The 22135-nt window shown below is 31.7% G+C and carries 18 protein-coding genes; 7 read left to right on the top strand and 11 right to left on the bottom strand.

Features of this window, described 5'->3' with window-relative positions; genetic code table 11:
- Positions 1–101 precede the first annotated feature (101 nt).
- Entirely contained in the window at positions 102–2180 is a 2079-nt protein-coding gene (locus tag AC2GW8_RS10430; protein WP_440879811.1) for a M20/M25/M40 family metallo-hydrolase, read from the top strand.
- A gap of 65 nt (positions 2181–2245) precedes the next feature.
- Here AC2GW8_RS10430 and AC2GW8_RS10425 read toward each other — a convergent pair whose 3' ends face one another.
- Together AC2GW8_RS10425 and AC2GW8_RS10420 are read right to left on the bottom strand one after the other, a co-directional pair.
- Complete coding sequence (locus tag AC2GW8_RS10425) at positions 2246–3616, bottom strand: DUF5689 domain-containing protein (RefSeq protein WP_440879810.1); 1371 nt, start codon at positions 3614–3616, stop codon at positions 2246–2248.
- A 20-nt stretch (positions 3617–3636) separates the two neighbouring features.
- Positions 3637–6414 carry a carboxypeptidase-like regulatory domain-containing protein gene (locus AC2GW8_RS10420; protein ID WP_440879809.1) on the bottom strand — a complete coding sequence of 926 codons (2778 nt, stop codon included), beginning with the start codon at positions 6412–6414 and terminating at the stop codon, positions 3637–3639.
- Between the two features lie 157 nt (positions 6415–6571).
- Between AC2GW8_RS10420 and AC2GW8_RS10415 the strand changes: the two genes are divergently transcribed.
- Complete coding sequence (locus AC2GW8_RS10415; RefSeq protein WP_440879808.1) at positions 6572–7624, top strand: endonuclease/exonuclease/phosphatase family protein; 1053 nt, start codon at positions 6572–6574, stop codon at positions 7622–7624.
- Positions 7625–7642: 18 nt separating this feature from the next.
- Here the strand turns inward: AC2GW8_RS10415 and AC2GW8_RS10410 are convergent, their stop codons facing one another.
- Genes AC2GW8_RS10410 through AC2GW8_RS10400 form a run of 3 tightly spaced genes read right to left on the bottom strand, consistent with a single transcriptional unit; the run spans position 7643 to position 10157 of the window.
- Positions 7643–7987 carry a hypothetical protein gene (locus AC2GW8_RS10410; protein ID WP_440879807.1) on the bottom strand — a complete coding sequence of 115 codons (345 nt, stop codon included), beginning with the start codon at positions 7985–7987 and terminating at the stop codon, positions 7643–7645.
- A gap of 44 nt (positions 7988–8031) precedes the next feature.
- Positions 8032–9726 carry a single-stranded-DNA-specific exonuclease RecJ gene (gene recJ, locus AC2GW8_RS10405; protein ID WP_440879806.1) on the bottom strand — a complete coding sequence of 565 codons (1695 nt, stop codon included), beginning with the start codon at positions 9724–9726 and terminating at the stop codon, positions 8032–8034.
- Positions 9727–9731: 5 nt separating this feature from the next.
- Entirely contained in the window at positions 9732–10157 is a 426-nt protein-coding gene (locus tag AC2GW8_RS10400) for an OsmC family protein (RefSeq protein ID WP_440879805.1), read from the bottom strand.
- A 124-nt stretch (positions 10158–10281) separates the two neighbouring features.
- On the opposite strand from AC2GW8_RS10400, the gene AC2GW8_RS10395 reads away from it, so the two are divergent.
- Together AC2GW8_RS10395 and AC2GW8_RS10390 are read left to right on the top strand one after the other, a co-directional pair.
- Entirely contained in the window at positions 10282–10872 is a 591-nt protein-coding gene (locus tag AC2GW8_RS10395; RefSeq protein ID WP_440879804.1) for a carboxymuconolactone decarboxylase family protein, read from the top strand.
- 168 nt (positions 10873–11040) lie between these two features.
- Positions 11041–12093, top strand: coding sequence for a hypothetical protein (locus tag AC2GW8_RS10390; RefSeq protein ID WP_440879803.1), 1053 nt, complete (start codon positions 11041–11043; stop codon positions 12091–12093).
- A 63-nt stretch (positions 12094–12156) separates the two neighbouring features.
- Here the strand turns inward: AC2GW8_RS10390 and mscL are convergent, their stop codons facing one another.
- Genes mscL through AC2GW8_RS10375 form a run of 3 tightly spaced genes read right to left on the bottom strand, consistent with a single transcriptional unit; the run spans position 12157 to position 14310 of the window.
- Entirely contained in the window at positions 12157–12558 is a 402-nt protein-coding gene (gene mscL / locus AC2GW8_RS10385) for a large conductance mechanosensitive channel protein MscL (protein ID WP_440882207.1), read from the bottom strand.
- 50 nt (positions 12559–12608) lie between these two features.
- Positions 12609–13709 (bottom strand): alanine racemase, encoded by a 1101-nt coding sequence (gene alr / locus AC2GW8_RS10380; RefSeq protein ID WP_440879802.1) that lies wholly within the window; start codon positions 13707–13709, stop codon positions 12609–12611.
- The gene (locus AC2GW8_RS10375; RefSeq protein ID WP_440879801.1) at positions 13702–14310 is read right to left on the bottom strand and encodes a thymidine kinase; all 609 of its coding nucleotides are present in this window, start codon (positions 14308–14310) and stop codon (positions 13702–13704) included. The genes alr and AC2GW8_RS10375 overlap by 8 nt, the downstream gene beginning before the upstream one ends.
- Before the next feature lie 101 nt (positions 14311–14411).
- On the opposite strand from AC2GW8_RS10375, the gene AC2GW8_RS10370 reads away from it, so the two are divergent.
- The 3 genes from AC2GW8_RS10370 to AC2GW8_RS10360 all read left to right on the top strand — a co-directional run bounded on the left by AC2GW8_RS10370 (position 14412) and on the right by AC2GW8_RS10360 (position 17028).
- Entirely contained in the window at positions 14412–15248 is an 837-nt protein-coding gene (locus AC2GW8_RS10370) for a DUF8457 domain-containing protein (RefSeq protein ID WP_440879800.1), read from the top strand.
- Between the two features lie 119 nt (positions 15249–15367).
- Entirely contained in the window at positions 15368–15976 is a 609-nt protein-coding gene (locus AC2GW8_RS10365) for a DUF4254 domain-containing protein (protein ID WP_440879799.1), read from the top strand.
- A gap of 17 nt (positions 15977–15993) precedes the next feature.
- On the top strand, positions 15994–17028 hold the full coding sequence (locus AC2GW8_RS10360; protein ID WP_440879798.1) for a glycosyltransferase family 9 protein: 1035 nt from the start codon (positions 15994–15996) through the stop codon (positions 17026–17028).
- A gap of 301 nt (positions 17029–17329) precedes the next feature.
- On the opposite strand, the gene infB is transcribed toward AC2GW8_RS10360, so the two are convergent.
- The 3 genes from infB to rimP all read right to left on the bottom strand — a co-directional run bounded on the left by infB (position 17330) and on the right by rimP (position 22129).
- On the bottom strand, positions 17330–20284 hold the full coding sequence (infB, locus tag AC2GW8_RS10355; RefSeq protein ID WP_440879797.1) for a translation initiation factor IF-2: 2955 nt from the start codon (positions 20282–20284) through the stop codon (positions 17330–17332).
- A gap of 114 nt (positions 20285–20398) precedes the next feature.
- A complete protein-coding gene (gene nusA / locus AC2GW8_RS10350; RefSeq protein ID WP_440879796.1) occupies positions 20399–21655 on the bottom strand; it encodes a transcription termination factor NusA in 1257 nt (418 codons plus the stop codon).
- 9 nt (positions 21656–21664) lie between these two features.
- A complete protein-coding gene (gene rimP, locus AC2GW8_RS10345) occupies positions 21665–22129 on the bottom strand; it encodes a ribosome assembly cofactor RimP (RefSeq protein ID WP_440879795.1) in 465 nt (154 codons plus the stop codon).
- Between the last annotated feature and the right edge of the window lie 6 nt (positions 22130–22135).

Below are 22135 nucleotides of genomic sequence, written 5' to 3'. Positions count from 1 at the left end.
AAAAAACAAAAATTAAGGACTGATTACAAACAAGATACACTATTTTAGCTTTAAACTGCTTTATCAGTTTTAATAAAAATTAATTTTAAACCCTTCTAAAAATGAAAAACAAGTATCTACTTACTTGTATAGCGTTGCTGTACATGAGCCTTAATAATATTTATGCTCAAACAACTAGTATGTTTTATGGAACTATTCAAACAGAGGATGCTGTAAAACTGAAAAAATTAGCCCCAGATGATATTAAAATAATTGCTTCTAGAAAAGGATTTAGTGCCGTAAAACTCAGTGATAAAGCTGCTGAAAAGCTTCATCATATGGTTCTAACTCATGGACCAGGCTTTATTTTTGAAACATCTGAACAAGAGGCTTTAAATACTATTAGAAATCATCAACTAAGACGAAAACAACGAAAAACAACTAGTTTTTCTATTTCTGAAAATCAAGCTGTACAAAAGAGTATTGCATTGGTAAAAAACACTAATATTGATACTCACATCAGAGAATTAGAAGCCTACGGCACTAGATACCACACCACTCAAAAAGCGAGGCAGTCCGTATTGGACTTAAAACAAAAATGGGAATCAATAGCTAACGGAAGATCTGACGTTTCTATAAAAATTGTAGAACATCAAAGTACATCAATGCCTTCTTTAATCATGACAATTAAAGGTCAAGAACTACCTAATGAATATGTTATTATTGGTGGACATATTGATTCTGTTAGTCCTCAAAGGACAACCAATGCTCCAGGAGCTGATGATAATGCTTCTGGAATTGCTACCATAACAGAGGTAGCCAGAGTTTTATTTGAAATGGATTTTCAACCAAAAAGAACAATTGAAATCATGGCTTACGCCGCAGAAGAAGTTGGCTTAAGAGGGTCTAAAGAAATTGCTGAGGATTATAAAAGAAGGAATATAAATGTTCTTTCCTATGTACAGTTTGACATGACAAACTATAAGGGCTCTTCAAAAGATGTTTATATTTCTGATGATTCTTACAACAGCTCTTCTTTAAATTCTTTTTTAGCTGATTTAATGGATCATTATAACAGTTCAGGTAATCATAAATTTAACTATGACTATACTCGTTGTAACTATGGTTGTTCTGACCACTATAGCTGGGCTCAACAAGGATACCCTGCTGCATTTCCTTTTGAAGCTTCATTTAATGAATCAAGCCCTTATATTCATACCATAAGGGATACTTCAAGTCAATTCCCTACAGCAAATGCAACCCATGCTGCTAAGTTTGCTAAACTTGGGTTAGAATACTTAATTGAGGTTGCTAAAAGTAAAGGGACAGTTATATCTCCTACTTATTGCAATTCACAAGGAAAAAATGTTAATGATGAATATATTCAAAATGTTAACATTGGTAGTATTAACAATAATTCCACTGCGCAAAATGGATATCAAGACTTCACTAGTAAGAATACTGAATTAAAAAAGAATATTTCTAATAAAATTTCAATTACACCAAAATGGACTAAAAGCAAATATAATGAAGGATACGCCGTATGGATTGATTTTAATCAAGATTCAGATTTTAATGACTCTGGTGAATTAGTATGGAGTAAAAAGGCATCAACCGAATCACCTGTAACTGGAAACTTTACTATACCAACATCTGCAAAACTAGGAAAAACAAGAATGCGTGTTAGTATGCGCTATCAAAAAATTCCTGATTCTTGTGGAAATTTTGATTTTGGTGAAGTTGAGGATTATTCTGTTACAATTTCTGAAGGAGCAGTAGTAAACCCTGATATTTGTGATGGCATACCTCAATATGATTCAAGTAAGAATTACAAAAATGGTGATAAAGTGATATATTTCGGTACATTATACGAAAGAACCTCAAGAGGTTGGAAGCGTATCGGAAAATGTAATGCAAATAAGCTTGAGAATACTAAAGAAATTTTATCATTGGTTAATGATAATGAAGTAATTACCATTTCTCCAAATCCACTGAAAGGTAAAACGTTTAGTATTCATGTAAAAAACGATTTATGGAAACATAAGAAAGTGACTATTTACGATTCTAACAGTAAACTATTAAGAAGTATTTCAATGGCAGATAGCCAAAAAGATATTACCATGTCCATAACTACAGGAGTTTACTACATCTCTCTATCAAATACAGGAAGTAAATATACAAAGCAGTTAATTAAAAAATAGTTTGAATTATAATAAACCCCGACTGTAAACTCGGGGTTTATAAAATAAATCATGCTAATTAAAGTTTATTTTACAGAAACTTTTACATTATCGACATGTATAGTCATATTTTTGTTTTCTCTATCGCTTCCTGTGTATTTAAATGCAATATAAGCTATACCCTCATATAACGATATATCTACCTCTCCAGAATCTACAAAGGTGAACCACGAAGAAAAGTCTTCAATATAACTTATTTTAGAATCTAGAGAATTCCAAGTAGCATACTCTATTCCCTCCTCAGTACCATCGAAATCTGTAGAAATTAATATTTCTAAAGGATCATGTCCTGAATCTGGATATGCATGCTGTGTTTGAAAAGTAAGCACTTCATTATCCTGGTTTTCAAGGTCAATTCTTGGAGTAATTAACCAACTTACATTTTCACTATCATCTGATCCATATGGATTAAATTCAACATATCCATTACTTTGAAACACTTTCTCTGTCCAAACCTTTGAACCCTTTTCTGTATAATTTATCCAACCATCAATATCAAAATCAGCATTACCTACAACACTCTGAAAATCTTCCGCATAAACAGGCTCACACCTACTTTGAATTAAATCCAAATCATTTGTATCTCTGATTAACAACTGAAAAGCTCCTCTATAATTTCCAACAATACCCGTAATTTTTCCTTGCATATTAGGTATCAATTGAGCTCTAAAGTCAGCAAAACCACTATTTCTCATGATAATTGTTTCTTCATCAGCGCAACTCTTAAATACTCTGTTGACCGAAAAGGTATTATTTAAATTTGCAAAAGTTTGATCTTTGGCTTCTATCTGCATGTTATCAATGGAAATTAACATACTGATATGTGAACTGTTTAGATCAGTAATGCTTACTATTTCTCTAGGCTCTATCTGAGCTACTTCTGAAGACCTCATAATGCTATATTTATCCTTCATATTAATAGCCTCAGGATCTTTTATAAGAGAAATTCTATCTACTGCACCTCCATTAAGTTTTCCTATTTCTAAAACACCATTATTATTGTGCATCCCTAAACCATTAAGAGGAACAAATACTTTTCTACCTACATTAAAAAAAGTATACATATCAGTATCATCTACGGTTAATTGAATAGCTGCAGTTGGATCTTTAGGTTTATCTTGAATAGATAGTATTTTATACATATTTCCTGCCTCATCACTAGAAACCACATAGCCTTCAAGTACCATCTCATCTTTTTGGATTGTACTGAAATCAAGTACACCATTTGCTTGTTCGTTAAAAATTCTTATAATACCTGAAATAGAAGTGTTTGCTATTATATTTGGTTCATCTATATTAATTTGAGGTAAATTATAATCATTATTATCTACACATGAGACAGTTACCTCAAAAAAAACAGCTAATATTATCATATTAAGTATCGTGCTTGTCTTCATTTTTTTCATAGCTATTATAATTAGAATCTGAAATAAACATTTATGAAAAACGTCGTACCTCTTCCATACCAATATTTATTCCCAAAAACAGGAGTTGTTGATTCTGAGTCTTTTTTTGATACTCTATAGTTCGCATTTCTACCCTGTTCAAATCCTCCTGACTTATATTTTTTATTAAATAAATTGTTTAAGCTGGCAAAAAAACCAACATAATAGTCTCCTAATTTCCAAGACTTACCTCCTATTGCATTTACTACCATATAATTTTCAAATTCTTCTTGATCTAAAAGATCACGTGCTATAAGTGGATCATAGTCCGAAAACTCAATACCATCTTCATCAACTACAAAATTTTGTGTTCTTCTTAGTGGAGAGATATCTACAAAAACATCATCTAGATAATTGACAGTAGCTCCAAACCACCAGAAGTCTGGGTCTCGATATTCAAAGCCAAGCGAATATGCCTTTTGTGGACCTGAAGCTACTCTGTAGTTCTTTAAATAAGATGTTGTCGGTCGTAAAAAATATTCACTATCATTATGACTCTGATTATCTGCATCTGAAGTCAGATATAACATTGGATTATTATGAAAAGTATACTGACCAATGTTAGTAGCTCCCTTCAATTTAATTGAAGGGGTTATTTGTGCCTCAATTCCTATTTCGATACCCAAATGTTTTTTTTCAATTTCCGTTATCACTTCCTGAATAAATGCCGAATTATTACCATTAATACCATCTACATAAAAAAATGATATTTCAGTTGCATCTTTGATCCCTACATAATACCCTGTTAACTTTGCTTGTATAGTAGGAAATCGCAGGATATAACTGATATCATTAGACATTATTTTTTCTGTAACAAGACCTAAAACAGCATTGTTAGTTTCCCTTGGATTTGAAAATGTATTTCTTATTGTTGGTGCTTTTGTTAAATAACCTCCGTTGAAATCTAATAAATGACGTCCTGAAACTTTGTAGGTAAATCCTCCTTTAAATCCAAAATTCGTAAATTCTAGTTTCTCAGATTTTCCCAAAGAATTATTCTTAAAAGCTCCACTCTGATACAATCCTTCTCTTTGATGCGAAGTTTTTGACGCATCTCCTGCCACGTAAAAATTAACCTTATTGTACTTGAACTGGGCTTGTAAAAAAGCACTTAAGACCTTTGACTTTAGAATATAATTATAATTAAATCGATCTCCTTCAGTTACAATTCTATTTGGATTCCTAAGATTATTTTGCTTTGAGGTTAAATTATCCCCAAAGGTATCTACATCTAAAAAACCTTGCCCACCCAATAGATCAAGAAGATTTGCAAAATTTTCAGATTTTATTTGAGTATAATGTAATTTACTGTTGATTACAATATGTTCATTTAGTTCGCTAAAAAAAATAGTATTCGCAGAAAATTGATCTTCATCATTTCTGTCTTCATATAAAATATACTTTGAATTTGTACTTTCATTACCGGCTAAGTTTTGCCTAATCATTTCATCCCAGTCCCACTGCCCATCATTTAAAAATTCTTGTAATAAATTGTACTCTGTTCGACTGCCATTTCGTATTGCGTAACTTGGTAACTTTTGATAATATGTTGGATCAGGGTTTGAACCTCCGCCAATTGGCCAACCATTTACTAATCGAGCTCCATTGAAGTTAATACGACTATTACCTTCTCTTCCTGTTTGAAAGGATAAATTAGAATTTAAAGTTGTATTATCGGATAATCTCCAAAAATGATTTAACATTAAAATTGGTTCGTATAAATCTCGTATTCGAGAATTTCTTGCTTTATTGTTTTGGTACCCCCAATAAGGATTATACTTGATTCCTTTTAAATCAAATACCTCTTGAGTATTAGGTGATGATTTCCCTCGTTTATTATTAGCAGAAATTATTGATAAATTAAGACTATGATAATCATTTAACTTTTTTTCTAAAGAAATAAAAAATGAATTCCCTTCATAAAAAGTACCTTCAATATATCCTTCCTCCCCTGATCTTCTACTTCCAGATACTGCTATTGCCCACCCATTATTCAATAGTCCTGAAGTATAAGTTCCCATAATACGATGTGAATAACTCCTATTAGAAGAAGCGTAAGATATCCTAATTCCTTTCTTAAAATCGGATGCTCTTGTGTTCATATTAACAGATCCTAAAACACCTCCAAATCCATAATTTGAAGGGGTTAACCCATTACTATATTCTTGATATTTAAAGATATCATTAAGTCCTCCCCAGTTACTCCATTGAGGTTTTCCATTATAAAGTTTATTCATTTCAATCCCATTTATCATTACTTTTCCATTTTCTGAATCTAAACCTCTGACACTATAAAAGGATGGGCTCCATTCAAAAGCTGCTGTTTTCAAATAAACATCTCTTGATGCTTGTAACAGACCTGAAATATTATCTGCTGTACTGGCATCATTATTAAGTTCATCTTCAGTAATTGTAATTGTACTTAAATCTTGATCAATAGAAACGTCTTCATGTAATAAAATAATCCCAAGATCAATGGTTTTCCCGATCAATTTCAAAAGGTATTTTTGCTTTTCATATCCATCAAAAGATATAGTTATAAGTTGCTCTCCATTAGGTATAAGCTCTACCATAAAGCTACCATCTCTTTTTGTTATTTGGCTAAGTTTAAGATCTTCTACATAAATGGATACTCCTTCAAAGGGCTCTTCAGAGTCAGCTTCTAAAACGACTCCTCTTATGATGTTTTGAGATGTAATTGGTAGTTGTGCTAGTAATAGCAATAGCATTATTACTTTAATTTTTTTCATAAACAATTAATTATTTTTAAATAGCTTTTTTTCAATAAAACAGCCATAAAATTACAAAAAATTTTATTTTAAAATAAAAAAATTAAAAAAAACACACTAAAAAACACCTTTTAGTTAAGTTTTTACATTACTTTAACCATTAAAAAAATCAAATAGAATGAAGAATAGAATACTGTTTATTATTCTTGGCCTGCTTTTAAATTATTGTTTTGCACAAAAAAGTAGAAGTTTTAAAATAAGAACTGTTGCCTTCTATAACTTAGAGAATCTATTCGATATTTTCGATAATCCTAATAAAGAAGATGAGAAAAGCCCGATAATGAGAATAAAGAATAATCGTGAAAAAATATACAAGGATAAATTAGATAAACTAGGAGAAGTCATACTTAAGATAGGTTCAGAGAAGACAAATACAAGTCCTGTTATTTTAGGGGTAGCCGAGGTTGAGAATAAAAAAGTATTAAAGGATCTTGTCAAAACAAAAAAATTAAAAAAAAAACAGTATGAAATTATTCATTTTGACTCACCTGATAAGCGTGGAATAGATGTAGCTTTACTTTATCAACAACGTTATTTTAAACCAATAAACTTTGAAACTTTTAATCCAAATATTTATGTAAAGAATAGAAAGATTAACACACGAGACATTCTTTTAGTATCTGGTTATTTAGACAACGAATTAATTCACATAATTGTAAATCACTGGCCATCAAGAAGGGGTGGTGAAGCAAAAAGTAGACCTTTAAGAGAAAAAGCGGCCTATAAAGTTTTACAAATATTAGAAAAAATAAAATTAACAGACACTAATCCTAAAGTCATTATAATGGGTGACTTTAATGATGACCCAAGTAGCTCAAGCTTTAAAAAAATTTTAAATACAAAATCAAAAATTAAGAATACTCTAAAAGGAGAGATTTATAACCCCTATGAAAGCATGTTTAAAAGAGGCTATAATTCTCTAGGCTTTAGAGATAACATTAATTTATTTGATCAAATTATGTTTACTTCTCCCTTTTTAAATTTCGATAACAAAAATTTCTTAGATTATAAAATGTTCAAATCAGCCATATTTAATAAGCTCTTTTTGACTAAAAAAACCGGAAAATATAGAGGTTATCCTTTTAGAAGCTTTTCTAATGGAAAGTATACAGGCGGATATAGCGATCATTATCCTGTATATCTTTACTTAATTAAAGAAGATAAAAAATAGAAGCTTTCTTTTTACTATTTAATTTTTGCATAGATCGTCTAAATAATTATTCATCTTAATTTGAAATAACGTCCCTCTTAATAGGTCTTCAATCTGGGAAAGTTCAGATATTGAAACTGCCATGCTAACTTTATCTGAAGGAGTTTGTAACAAGAGCGATCTACATGAGCCAGCAGCTTCGCATGAAGCACAGGATCTCTGGACTTTTGCGTCACAAACTTTATCTATAAATAGTTCAATTTCCTCTACTGTTAGATGAAAACCAGTATCCCTAAATATAACTTGGATTAGTCTTGATGGTATCTCTTTCCAACGAAAAGAGATACCAATATCGTTATTATAAATTTTGTATATACAGTCCATAATCAGTTTAATTGACGAGCAAATATAATTAATTTAGATTAATTCTAAATTGACTGCTTTAAATCTTTTAATACTAATTGTATTGACGTGGTACCATTCCATGTGTTTTCATCTAGACAATATGCAATATCAAAACTATTTTCTATTAACTTCATTTTTTTTCCCAAACTAAAACCAATGGCTCCATATGTTCTATTATCTGCTCCATATATAATATTGAGTTTTAAATGGCTTTTATCGCCTCCGACCTGCTTTCCGTATCCATTATCTCTAACACATGAACTATAAAACACAGGCTTCAAATTCTGAGGTCCGAAAGGTGCCATTTGTTGTAATATCCGATAAAACTTTGGGGTTATTGAACAAAGATCTAACTCTACATCAATCCCTATTTCTGGAACTAGAAGATTCTTATGAATTGATTCGGAAACTACCTGCTCGAATTTATTCTTAAAATTTTCATATTGTTCTGGTAAAATAGTTAATCCAGCCGCATATTTATGACCTCCAAATTGAACCAAATATTCAGAACAAGCTTCTATAGCATTATACACGTCAAATCCTTTCACTGACCTAGCGGACGCAGCTAATTTATCACCACTTCTCGTAAACACTATTGTTGGCCGATAATATGTTTCTATCAACCTAGAAGCTACAATACCTATTACCCCCTTGTGCCAGTCTTCCTCATATACAACTGTCGTAAACTTATCTTCTTCTTTATTATTCACTATTTGAATTAGTGCTTCTTGAGTAATTGCGGCATCTAATTCTTTTCGATCAGTATTAAATTTTTCAATATTAGAAGCTTCAACAAGTGCTATTTGATAGTCAAGTTCAGTCAGAAGACTAACAGCAAAGTTTCCATGCTTAATTCTTCCTGCAGCATTGATTCTAGGAGCAATAATAAAAACAACATCAGTAATTGTGAGTTCTTTTTTTCCAAACTGATGAATAATCGCCTTTATTCCATTTCTTGGCGCTGTGTTAATTACTTGTAGCCCAAAATAAGCCAATACTCTATTTTCTCCTGTGATGGGAACAATATCGGCTGCCACCGCTATTGCAACTAAATCTAAATAAGGAATTAAATTTTCAATTACACCATTATTACGATACTCTAAAGCTTCTATTAGCTTAAATCCTACTCCGCACCCACAAAGCTCTTTATAGGGATACATACAATCAATTTGTTTTGGATTTAAAACAGCTACTGCTTCTGGAACTTCTTGTCCTGGCTTATGGTGATCACAAATTATAAAATCTATATTATTCTCCTTTGCATATGTTACTTTGTCAATTGCTTTAATTCCACAGTCAAGAGCAATGATTAATTGAAAATTATTTTTTATTGCAAAATCAACACCTAAAAAAGAAATACCATACCCTTCTTTATATCGATCAGGTATATAAGTAGTAACATCAGAATACCTATCCTTAATATAAGAATACAATAATGATACTGCAGTTGTTCCATCCACATCGTAATCACCATAAATTAATATTCTTTCTTTTAATTCAATAGCTTTTTCAATTCTTTCTACTGCTAAATTCATATCCTTCATTAAAAAAGGATCATGCAAATTATCAAGCGAAGGACGAAAAAATTCCTTTGCTTCATCAAATGTCTTGATACCCCTTTGTACCAATAATCTTGATAAAACTTTATCTATTCCTAGCTCTTTCGTTAATTTTTCAACCTCCTCTTCATTGGGTTCAGGCTTTAAAGTCCATCGCATGTAATTTATTTTTTATGATAAAATATCTCTATTTTAACCTCGGCAAACTTTCTAAACATTTCCATAACACCACAATATTTTTCTACAGATAAAGCTACAGCTTTTTCTATTTTATCTTTTTTGAGATTATTTCCTGTAAAATGATAGTCAACCGTAACACTACTATAGTATTTTGGGTGCTCTTCGGTCAATTCTCCTTTTACAATAATTTTAAAATCATCAACTTCAACTCTCATTTTGCTAAGCAATGCGACAACATCTAACCCTGAGCACCCTGCCAAAGAAGAAAGCATCATCGCTTTGGGTGATAATCCACTTGCGTCGCCTCCATTTTCTTTAGATGTGTCAATTATAACATTATTTCCTAGCGGATTATCTGTTTCAAATGCCATATTCTCTTTCCAAATAGTAGTAACTGTATGATAAGCCATAATATTTATTTTTGCTGTTTACGTAATTTTATGTGATATTTACCAAGTTATACTTAATAAGTATACATTTCACAAAACAAACTTACAGTAAAAAAATATCAATAAAAACTAAAAAGTACAGACTATGCCATTAGTAAATCCTTTACCGGCTGATCACGACCAGGAAACAAAAGAACTAGCTGATTTTTTTAATGAAACCTTAGGCTTTTGTCCTAATTCTGTTTTAACAATGCAACATAGACCTAAAATTTCAAAGGCTTTCATCAATATGAATAAAGCCGTAATGGAAAATAAAGGTAGAGTTACATCTGCTTTAAAAAGAATGATTGCTTGGGTTTCAAGTAATGCTACAGGGTGTAGATATTGTCAAGCTCACGCAATAAGAGCTGCAGAGCGCTATGGAGCAGAACAAGAACAATTGGATAATATATGGGAATATAAAACACACCCTGCTTTTAATGGAGCTGAAAAAGCTGCCTTAGACTTCTCTTTAGCTGCTAGCCAAATTCCTAATATGGTAGATGAAAATATCAAGTCCGAGTTACAAAAATATTGGAACGAAGGAGAGATCGTAGAGATGCTTGGTGTAATATCTTTATTTGGTTATTTAAATCGTTGGAATGACTCTATGGGTACTATGATAGAGAAAGGCGCTGTTGAGAGCGGAAAAAAATATTTAGAAAAAAACGGATGGAATGAAGGCAAACATTCATAATTTTTCTTATATTAGTAATCAAAAGCCTTCTCCCTGCATAGAGAAGACTTTTTTTTAACCTTAAATAGATGTCCCCCCACAGTTCACCTAAACTAAGTCTTAATAACAAATTAAAAAAGATTTAGACAAAAGATGGTTGTAAATAATGCAAAATAAAAAATAAATTTTTTGCATTATTTAAGAATACCAGAACACTATTCAAGAGACATTATGGGTATAGAAAAAGATAAGCTCTTTGACGTTATTAAGCAGAAACTGCCTAAGAACGTTCTTTTTACGGAGGAAATCGCAGATGTATTAGATGTTAGCTATGATGCTTCTTATAGGAGAATCAAAGGTAGGACAGCATTAACATTTAAAGAGGCAGTAAAATTAGCAAGTCATTATAAAATTTCGTTAAACGAATTATATGACCTCCCTTCTGATAACACACTCTTAATTAACAAAAACAAATTTCAAGATAATATTGATGGACTTATCCACTTTTACAAAGAATTATCTTATTATACCAAAACTTTTCATTCGGGAAGTAAAGCACAGATTGTGTACTCTGCAAAAGATATTCCTTTTTATCATGTAAAGACAACAAATCTTTATTGGAAATTTAGAATTTATGCACATCTAAACTTTTCAAAAAAGAATTCAATAAATAACAATTTATCATTTTATCAATTTACACCAAAATTTGCTGCAGTTGAAGAGGCCAAAAATTTTAGAGAAACTTTTAAGTTAACTGATATCATTGATATTTGGAGCGACACAACAATAGACAGTTCTCTTTATCAAATTTTCTATTTTTTTAGAACCAAAACATTAAATAAAGAAGAAGCCCTGCTTTTATGCGATGAAATCAATACTATCATAAGTCGGCTTGAACAAAATGTTACTAACGTAAACACAGAAAACCGGCTTATTAATAAGAGAAAATACAGATACACATTGTATTACAGCAAACTACTCAATCTAAACCATTCTATTTTCTTTAAAAATGAGTTTAAAAAAGGAATATTAATGCCTTACGGCTCTTTTTCGCATATAAAAATAGAAGACTCTATAATCTGTAATGAAATGGACAGCTATTTGCAAAAACAGCTACAGTTCGCGAAAAAGATTTCTAGTGAAACAGAAATAGACAGAAAAGTCTTTTTTACTACTATGTATGAAAAAATAGATCAATTAAAAAACGAGATAAAATCAAAAACCTTAATCTCCTTTATGTAATAATTAATCTTCAGTAAAAAACGCCTTGGGAAAAATTTCTCAAAGCGTTTTAGTTATCTAAGATTATTTTTTTAATAAATCTCTTATTTCTGAAAGCAACTCTTCCTGACTTGGTCCTTTTGGTGTCTCTACTGTGGGCTCTTCTTTTCTTTTCATTTTATTGATCCCTTTTACGACTAAGAACATAATAAAAGCAACTATTATGAAATCAATCACATAAGTAAGAAACTCTCCATATAACAAAGCCACTTCTCCAACAGTCTTTCCTGTTTCATCAACCACGCCCTCTTTAAGGATCATTTTTAAATCTTTAAAGTCTGCATTAAATAGCAAACCTATTAGAGGTGATACGATTCCACCTGTAAAAGAAGTTATAACTTGTTTGAAAGCGGCCCCCATGACAAAACCTACAGCTATGTCAACCAAGTTCCCTTTCATTGCAAAGTCTTTAAACTCTTTGAGCATTCCCATATTTTATGATTTTTTAATTAAATTTATTAAATGTATAAAAAAAATTAGTTTTTTACTAATCTTTTAACTCTCTGAGAAATAGATGTTAGAATCTCATATGGAATTGTTTCACATTTACTAGCTATGAACTCGATATGTTTTTGGTTATTAAATATAATCACCTCATCTCCTTCATTACAGTCTATTTTCGTAACATCCACAATAATCATATCCATACAAACATTTCCTATAATAGGTGCGATATTATTATTAATTGTGACGAACCCATTTTTATTTCCTAATCTCCTAGAAATTCCATCTGCATGCCCTATTGGTATTGTAGCACTTTTTGTAAGTTTACTAGCTACGAAAGCCCTATTATAACCAACCGTTTCTCCTGGCTGAATAGTTCGTATTTGAGAAATTATAGACTTTAAATTATGGGTATTTTTTAAGTTTTGTGTTTCCTTGGGAGTATTCCCAAAACCATATAGACCAATCCCCAAACGAACCATATCAAATTGAGCTTTAGAATAATTTATTATTCCCGACGTATTAAGAGCATGTATTATAGGCTTATACCCCAAATGATCATAAATTTTTTTAACAATAAATGCGAAATTATTTATCTGTCCGACAGTAAATTCATACTCATGTAGATCTTCACTTGCGGCAAGATGAGTGAAAATCGATTTTGCTACTACATTATTTGACTTTTTTAGCTCTATTAAAATTGAAGGTACATCAGAATGACTAAAACCGAGTCTATTTAATCCTGTGTTAAATTTAATATGAATTGGATAATTCATCAGGGGCTTCTCATCTGCTAATTTCAAAAATGCATTTAATGTTTTAAAACTGTAGAGTCCTGGCTCTAAATGATATCGAACAATTTGCTCCATATTCTGAAGTTGTGGATGTAAAACTAAAATCGGTGTTTTAATGCCTGCCTCACGTAAAACAACCCCTTCATAACTATAAGCAACAGCAAAATAATCGACTTGTTCTTCAACTATTTTAGCAACTTCTACTGCATCACTACCATACCCAAAAGCTTTGACAACAACCAACACTTTCGTAGTTGATTCCAGTTTTTTCTTAAAATATTGGAAATTATATAAAATAGCTTTTTTATCTATTTCTAATATCGTAACATGGTTATTCATCTAGATTCTCTTTTTCTACTTTTGATTCCTTAATAGCCTTATAATAAGCCGCTCTACTAAGAGGCTCATATTCTTGTGTTTCTCCTAGCATAACAAGATCATCATTCGTTGCCTTTCTATGACTATAATGTGCTAAATTTCCCGTTCGCGTGCAAACAGCATGAACTTTTGTAACATACTCGGCTGTTGCCATTAGGGCTGGCATTGGACCAAATGGATTTCCTTTAAAATCCATATCTAATCCAGCGATAATTACTCGAATCCCTCTATTCGCCAAATCATTACAAACAGCAACAATTTCATCATCGAAAAATTGTGCTTCATCGATACCGACTACATCAACATTATTTGCTAGCAATCGAATATTTGATGAAGCTGGAACTGGAGTAGATCGAATTCTGTTCTCATTATGAGAAACAACTTCTTCCTGATCGTAGCGAGTATCTAAATCTGGTTTAAAAATTTCAACTTTTTGCTTCGCTAACTGTGCCCTTCTTAGACGTCTTATTAATTCCTCAGTTTTACCTGAAAACATCGAACCACAAATTACCTCTATCCACCCAAATTGTTCTGTGTGATTTACTGTATTTTCAAGAAACATTTTGTAATTTTAAGCTCTGTTACTAACATTTACATTATTATTGTAGTGAAAAGCAAATTTATTAAATTTTAAAAATAAAATTTAAAAACATAGAACAACTTATGCACAAAAAATTAGCATCCGATTTAACGAGCTTAGCACATAGTATTTTAAAAATGAAAAATAAAGAGGATGTGCTGGAATTGAAGAAAAAAGCTTTTGAAGTTTATGAAAAGCTTTCTATCTTGGCCTACGTTAATGAGTATATAAATACTACACCTAATGCAGATTTTACTAAAGAAGAGTTGCTAAAAAAAATAGTTGAAACAGAGAGAAAGTTAAGCAAACCAAATATATCCAAAGAAACTTTTAATTCAACAAAAATAGAAAACAAAACTACTCATAAAGAAATAATTCCTAAAGAGGGTCCGTTTAATTCAAAAAACAACAAAGTAGAAGAGCCTTCTCCAATAACAGAAAAAACTTCATCAAACACTACTCAAAATAAACTCGCCTCGGAAACTAAAGATAATGATCCTAACCCTGAGGTGAAAAAAATAACAGAACAGTCTTTCGACGAATTCAATAATATTTTATTCAACAAAAAAAATGATTCGGATGAGCGTAAAACTCCAACGTTAGAGGAAGAGTTAAACGATACACTGCCTGTTGATGTGATGGCCAATCTTTTTGAAAAAGTTGAATCAAAAAAATCTTTAAATGATCAACTACAGAAAACTCTACAAATTGGACTTAATGATAGAATTGCATTCGTCAAAAATCTTTTTGAAGGAAATCAATCAGACTTTAACAGGGTTATTTCTCAATTAAACACCTGTAAAACAGAGAAAGAAGCTAAAAACTTTATCAATAATCTTGTAAAACCTGATTATGATTGGTCTGAAAAAGAAGAATATGAAACACGTTTAATTGAAATTATTGAGAGACGCTTTACATAATGAGGAGCTTTAACTATGTTCAACCTAAAGTTTTAAATTTTTATGTTATTTTTGATCAGTTGATTCTTTCAATAACTAGAAATAACAGTAATTTTGGTATCTTAAAGTAATTTAAAAGAATGTTTACAGACAAAGCAAACGAAATTTTTAAAGAAGTAATAGATTGCTATCACATTGAAGACAGTGTACATCAACCTTTTACAAATAAATACAATAAAAACTCCCACTTAATTGAGCATTTACTATATAGAAAATGCTGGATTGACACTGTTCAATGGCATTATGAAGATATTATCAGAGATCCGAATATAGAACCAATTGCTGCCTTAGATTTAAAGAGAAAGATTGATACTTCAAATCAAGATAGAACCGATATGGTTGAATACATTGATGCTTATTTTTTGGAAAAATACAAAGGTATTGCGACAAAACATAACGCTACCATAAATACAGAAAGTCCTGCTTGGGGCATTGATCGCCTGTCTATTTTAGCTTTAAAAGTGTATCACATGAACGAAGAAGCAAAACGCAATGATGCTTCAAAAACACATAGAAATAATTGTGAAAAAAAATTAGCAGTTCTGCTCGAGCAACAAACTGATTTGTCTTCTGCAATAGACACACTGTTAAATGATATTAAAAATGGAGACAAGTATATGAAGGTATATAAACAAATGAAAATGTATAATGATGCAGATCTAAACCCTATTCTAAGATCTCAAAAATAATAAAGTAAAAAAGGTACTTGAAACTTTCAAGAAAACATATTTTAGTTATACGTCTTTCTTCAATGGGAGATGTTGCAATGACTGCCCCTGTAATACAAGCATTGACGAAGCAAAATTCAAACATTAAAGTTACAGTGCTTACAAGGCCTTTTTTTGCTCCTTTTTTCAAGGATATACAGGGAGTTAGTGTTTTTTGTTCGGATTTCAAAAATCATCATAAAGGCTTCTTAGGGCTTTTAAAGCTTTATAATGAGCTTATTAATCTAAAAATTGATTTTGTTGTAGATCTTCATAATGTACTTAGATCGAAAGTGCTTATTGCACTTTTCAGATTTAACGGATATACTTGTCATCAAATAGATAAAGCTCGAAAAGATAAAAAAAAATTAACTAGTAAAGATCCAAACAAAAAGCTAAAGCCACTCAAAACGACACACGAACGTTATGCTGATGTCTTTAGAAAATTAGGATATACTATTGACTTATCAGAAAGTTATCCGATTAGTAAAAAGATGATTCCTGAGCTCATTTCTAAAAAAGTTAAAGAGAAAAAGTTAATAGGTATTGCACCTTTCGCTGCTTACGAAAGTAAAAGCTTACCAATAAGCAAATTACATGAATTAATTAAAAGTTTAAGCACTACTGATAACATAAGTATTTTACTCTTTGGAGGTGGAGATGAACAAAAAGACATTTTTGAATCAATTACTAAAGATTATAAAAACACATTCTCTTGTGTCGGAAAGGTAAGCTTTAAAGAGGAGCTTGATGTTATTTCTAACTTAAATGTAATGATTTCTGTAGATTCTGGAAATGGTCATATAGCAGCATTATATGATGTTCCAGTAATAACAATTTGGGGTGTAACACACCCATTTCTTGGATTCACACCCTATAAGCAACCTGACTGTAATCAAATTATTCCAGATTTAAAAAAATTTCCGCTTATTCCAACATCTGTTTATGGTAAGGACTATCCTAAAACTTACTTGAATTGTTTTGAAACCATTCAAATTTCAGAAGTTTCTCACCGCGTCAGAGAATATTTATAAAATTAATCATATATAATTAAAAAGTATACTTAGAAGAGGAATCCCCGTCATAAATAACTTGTTTTTAATTTAAATTGATACACCACTGATACCTCATAAAATTTAAATTACACGATTTAAAAGAGATTAATTTAGTACTTTAATTATTAGTATCTCTACAAAACTTTTATACTATATATATGTTTCTACTAAAAATGATAATTTCATTTAAACAATTAATAGAAAAATTAAAAGCTCGATTTAATAATTTTGTAAATCGAGCTTTTATTAAGATACTATAATAATAAATTTATCTTGTAATTTACTTAAGTTTTTTCTTCACTGCAACTTCGGTATAAGCTTCTATACTATCTCCTTCTTTAATATCATTATAACCTTTAATTTGAAGACCACAGTCATAACCTTTTGTTACCTCTTTGACATCATCTTTGAAACGTTTTAACGAAGATAAAAGTCCATCATGAACCACGATTCCTTCTCTAATTATACGAACTTTGGCATCTCTTGTTATTTTACCAGTCATAACCATACAACCTGCGATGTTACCTATTTTTGAAATTTTATAAACTTCTCTTATCTCAACATTACCTAAAACTTCCTCCCTCATTTCCGGAGAAAGCATTCCTTCCATCGCGTCTTTTAAGTCATTAATAGCATCATAAATGATTGAATATGTTCTAATATCTACTTCTTCTTTATCCGCAACGACTCTGGCATTTCCTTGAGGACGCACATTAAATCCAACAATGATAGCATCAGAAGCAGTAGCTAATAACACATCAGATTCTGTAATTGCTCCAACACCTTTGTGAAGTATATTTACTTGAATTTCTTCTGTCGATAGTTTTTGGAATGAATCCGTTAAAGCTTCGACGGATCCGTCAACATCCCCTTTAAGAATAATATTCAACTCTTTGAAATCTCCTAAAGCAATACGGCGACCGATCTCATCTAATGTTAATGTCTTTTGCGTTCTTACAGATTGTTCACGTTGTAATTGAGAACGTTTTGCTGCGATTTGTTTGGCTTCTCTTTCGTCATCAAACACATTAAATTTATCTCCCGCTTGTGGCGCTCCATCAAGACCAAGAATAGATACTGGTGTTGACGGGCCTGCAACTTTAACTTTATTACCTCTTTCATCAAACATTGCTCTTACCTTACCACTGTGTTTACCAGCTAATAGATAATCTCCAATTTTTAATGTACCTGCCTGAACTAAAATTGTTGAAACATAACCTCTACCTTTATCCAATTGAGCTTCAACTACAGTTCCTAAAGCATTTTTATCGGGGTTTGCAGTAAGCTCAAGTACTTCCGCTTCTAGCAATACTTTTTCCAATAACTCGTCAACTCCCTGACCAGTTTTAGCCGAAATTTCCTGTGACTGAATATCTCCTCCCCAGTCTTCAACAAGGAGATTCATTGAAGATAATTGAGTTTTAATATTATCCGGATTAGCATTAGGTTTATCAATTTTATTGATAGCAAAAATTATCGGAACATTAGCTGCTTGTGCATGAGAAATTGCTTCTTTTGTCTGAGGCATTACATCATCATCTGCTGCAATTACAATGATGACTAGATCTGTAACTTGTGCCCCACGAGCACGCATAGCAGTAAAAGCTTCGTGACCAGGAGTATCTAAAAATGCTATCTTCTGACCATTATCTAAAGTTACTCCATAAGCGCCAATATGTTGTGTAATCCCCCCACTTTCACCTGCTATAACGTTTGCTTTACGAATGTAATCAAGTAAAGATGTTTTACCGTGATCCACATGTCCCATAACTGTAATTATAGGTGCTCTATTTGATAAATCTTCTGGCTTATCAATTACTTCTTCAATAGATTCTTCGACCTCTGCTCCAACAAATTCAACCTTGTAATTGAATTCTTCAGCAACTATTTGTAACGTCTCAGCATCAAGGCGTTGATTCATAGTTACCATCATTCCTAACATCATACATGCTGAAATAATGTCCGTAACTGGCTTATCCATCATCGTCGCAACCTCACTTACAGTAACAAACTCAGTAACTTTTAAGACCTTACTTTCCTCTTGTTGTGCTTTTAATTCAGCTTCAACTTGTTGGCGGTGCTGATCTCTCTTATCTCTACGATATTTCGCTCCTTTACCTTTATTTGATTTTCCTTGAAGTTTTTCAAGTGTTTCTCTAACTTGTTTCTGTATTTCAGCTTCTGTAAGCTCTTCTTTCTGAACAACAGGTCTTCTTCCTCTGTGATTGCCTCTATTGTTCCCTCTATTATTATTACCGCCAGGACGATTATTTCCACCTTGACGATTGTTTCCTCCTTGACGGTTATTGTTGCCTTGTGAATTATTGTTTCCCTGATTGTTATTACCACCACCAGGTTTATTTACAATTCTCTTGCGTTTTCTCTTATCTCCGTCTTTCTTATTATCTTGCTTTGGATCAGGTTTTTTCTTTTTAGGTCTTTCAAATTGCTTAAGATCAATCTTTTGACCTGTAATTTTAGGACCATCGAGCTTTTTATACTGAGTTTTAATTTTCTCAGCATTTTCAGGCGTTACCTCAGCTTGTTTTTCAACAGGTTTAGGTTTATCGCCTTTTTTTGATCTTAACAATTGACTTTGTTCTACTGCTTTATCTATTCTAGAAGCAGTGATAGGCTTAGAGTGCTCTACTTTTTGAGCTTTTTCTTCTACTTTTTTTATAGTATCTTGATTTTTTAAAATTGGGGCAGGTTCTTCCTTTTTAACGGGAGGAATAACTTCTTTCATAGGTTCAGTTATTTCTACTTTAGGCATCTCTGCTTGTTTGGTTATATTTTCTTCAACTTTTGGTTCTTGATTTTTTTCTTCAACAGCATTGGTAGCTATTTCTTCTTGACTCTCTACTACCTCTTTACCTGTTTCAATATCGATTTTACCAATAGTTTTAAGTTCTAATTTAGTCGCTTTGGCTTTTAAAACTTCTTGTTTTTTTTCTTCCTCCTCCTGACGTTTCTTTTCTTGCTCTGCCTCTAATTGTTGACGAATAGCCTCTTTTTCTTTTCTTTTCTCTTCGCTAACCTCTTTGGATGCTACTTTCTTTGATTTATCCGTTTGGAAACCATCAAGTAAAATCTGATATTCATTATCAGAAATCTTTGTAGTAGGACGAGCCTCTACATCATAGCCGTTCTTAGCTAGATGCTCCACAGCTCTATCTAAAGAAATGTTTAATTCTCTTAAAACTTTATTTAGTCTTAATTTTTTGCCTTCAGCCATAAATTATTTTATACTTTATTTCTAAAAAACACACTTTACATCGATTACAATATAGTTATGTTTTTTTTCTTAATTGCTGTTTTTTCGCGGCAGCCAGCACTCCGAATATAATTATTAATCTTCAAATTCTTCTCTAAGAATTTTCTGAACGTCTAAAATTGTCTCTTCTTCAAGGTCTGTTCTTTGAATCAACATTGACACATCTTTTTCTAAAACACTCTTAGCAGTATCCAATCCGATCTTTTTAAATTCTTCTATCACCCAAGCCTCGATTTCATCAGAAAATTCTGTTAATTCAACATCTTCTTCTTCAATTCCTTCTCTTTGTACATCAATCTCATAACCGGTTAATTCACTGGCTAGTCTAATATTTACACCGGCTCTACCAATTGCCTTGGATACTTCTTCTGGTTTTAAGAGTACATTTACCCTACCTTTTTTGCCTGACTTTTCCTCTTCAAATAAATCAATTTTTACTGACAAAACTTTAGCTGGACTCAGTGCTCTGGATATGAATAACTGTTCGTTTTTTGTATAATTAATCACATCTATGTTTTCATTACCAAGCTCGCGGACAATTCCATGGATACGTGAACCTTTTACACCAACGCAAGCCCCAACTGGGTCTATTCTATCATCATACGAGTCTACGGCTATCTTAGCCTTATCTCCGGGAATCCTAGCTACTCCTTGAATGGTTATTAATCCGTCGAAAACTTCTGGAATTTCCTGTTCAAATAACTTTACCAAAAATTGCGGAGCAGTTCTAGACAAAATTATAGCAGGTTTATTACCTCTTAACTCTACAGACTTTATAACACCTCTTACCGTATCTCCCTTCCTAAAAAAATCAGATCGAATTTGCTCACTTTTTGGCAATACGATTTCATTTCCTTCATCATCAAGTAAAATTACAGCATTATGGCGAATATGATGTACTTCTGCGCTATAAATTTCTCCTTCTAAATCCTTAAATTGTTTAAATACATTCGTACTGTCGTGCTCGTGGATTTTAGAAATTAAATTTTGACGTAATGCTAAAATAGCTCTTCTTCCTAGATCCACTAATTTCACTTCTTCTGAAACATCTTCACCAATCTCAAAATCAGGCTCTATTCTTCTAGCTTCTGCTAATTCAATCTCTTCGTTATCGTCTTCGGACATTCCATCAGCTACTACAACTCTATTTCTCCAAATTTCTAAATCTCCTTTATCAGGATTAATTATTATATCAAAATTCTCATCAGATCCAAATCTACGTTTTAAAGCTGCCCTAAACACCTCTTCTAGAATAGACATAAGTGTTACTCTATCAATACTTTTTATATCTTTGAATTCCGAAAACGAATCGATTAACGCAATATTTTCCATCTCATTATCTTAATTAAATATAATCTTCACTTTTGCTTCTTTTATATCTACATAAGGTAGCACAATGTTTTTTTCAACCGTATGCTTTCCTTTTCCAACAGGCTTAGGTTCTCTAGCTTTCCAGTGCAAAGTGATACCATTCTCATTCACTCCAGTCAAACTACCTTCATATTCATTATCATTTGTTTTCACCTTTAGAGTACGCCCTTTATTTTTTTTATATTGACGTTTGTGAGTCAAAGGATGAGCAATATCTGGCGTAGTTACCTCCAAGGCAAAATCCTCTTCTTCACGATCTAAATTATGTTCTATATTTCTACTAATCCGAACACACTCGCTTAGAGGCACCCCTTCATCACCGTCAATAACAACCTTTATTTTGTTATTTTCCAGAAACTGTAAATCAATCAAAAACAACTTGTTATTTTGATCTAAAGCCTCCCTTAATAATTCTTTAACTCTCTCTTTATTCATCATGGA

Source organism: Tenacibaculum profundi, assembly GCF_057162725.1.
This window is presented reverse-complemented; position numbering and strand designations above follow the sequence as displayed.

What these genes read in the sequence shown, in the direction of transcription:
- AC2GW8_RS10400 (WP_440879805.1), bottom strand. Translation starts at nt 10,157, where the DNA reads ATGGCTTATCATACAGTTACTACTATTTGGAAAGAGAATATGGCATTT.
- AC2GW8_RS10370 (WP_440879800.1), top strand. Translation starts at nt 14,412, where the DNA reads ATGCACAAAAAATTAGCATCCGATTTAACGAGCTTAGCACATAGTATT.
- AC2GW8_RS10375 (WP_440879801.1), bottom strand. Translation starts at nt 14,310, where the DNA reads ATGTTTCTTGAAAATACAGTAAATCACACAGAACAATTTGGGTGGATA.
- recJ (WP_440879806.1), bottom strand. Translation starts at nt 9,726, where the DNA reads ATGCGATGGACTTTAAAGCCTGAACCCAATGAAGAGGAGGTTGAAAAA.
- alr (WP_440879802.1), bottom strand. Translation starts at nt 13,709, where the DNA reads ATGAATAACCATGTTACGATATTAGAAATAGATAAAAAAGCTATTTTA.
- nusA (WP_440879796.1), bottom strand. Translation starts at nt 21,655, where the DNA reads ATGGAAAATATTGCGTTAATCGATTCGTTTTCGGAATTCAAAGATATA.
- rimP (WP_440879795.1), bottom strand. Translation starts at nt 22,129, where the DNA reads ATGAATAAAGAGAGAGTTAAAGAATTATTAAGGGAGGCTTTAGATCAA.
- AC2GW8_RS10430 (WP_440879811.1), top strand. Translation starts at nt 102, where the DNA reads ATGAAAAACAAGTATCTACTTACTTGTATAGCGTTGCTGTACATGAGC.
- AC2GW8_RS10365 (WP_440879799.1), top strand. Translation starts at nt 15,368, where the DNA reads ATGTTTACAGACAAAGCAAACGAAATTTTTAAAGAAGTAATAGATTGC.
- AC2GW8_RS10415 (WP_440879808.1), top strand. Translation starts at nt 6,572, where the DNA reads ATGAAGAATAGAATACTGTTTATTATTCTTGGCCTGCTTTTAAATTAT.
- mscL (WP_440882207.1), bottom strand. Translation starts at nt 12,558, where the DNA reads ATGCTCAAAGAGTTTAAAGACTTTGCAATGAAAGGGAACTTGGTTGAC.
- AC2GW8_RS10425 (WP_440879810.1), bottom strand. Translation starts at nt 3,616, where the DNA reads ATGAAGACAAGCACGATACTTAATATGATAATATTAGCTGTTTTTTTT.
- AC2GW8_RS10410 (WP_440879807.1), bottom strand. Translation starts at nt 7,987, where the DNA reads ATGGACTGTATATACAAAATTTATAATAACGATATTGGTATCTCTTTT.
- AC2GW8_RS10420 (WP_440879809.1), bottom strand. Translation starts at nt 6,414, where the DNA reads ATGAAAAAAATTAAAGTAATAATGCTATTGCTATTACTAGCACAACTA.
- AC2GW8_RS10395 (WP_440879804.1), top strand. Translation starts at nt 10,282, where the DNA reads ATGCCATTAGTAAATCCTTTACCGGCTGATCACGACCAGGAAACAAAA.
- infB (WP_440879797.1), bottom strand. Translation starts at nt 20,284, where the DNA reads ATGGCTGAAGGCAAAAAATTAAGACTAAATAAAGTTTTAAGAGAATTA.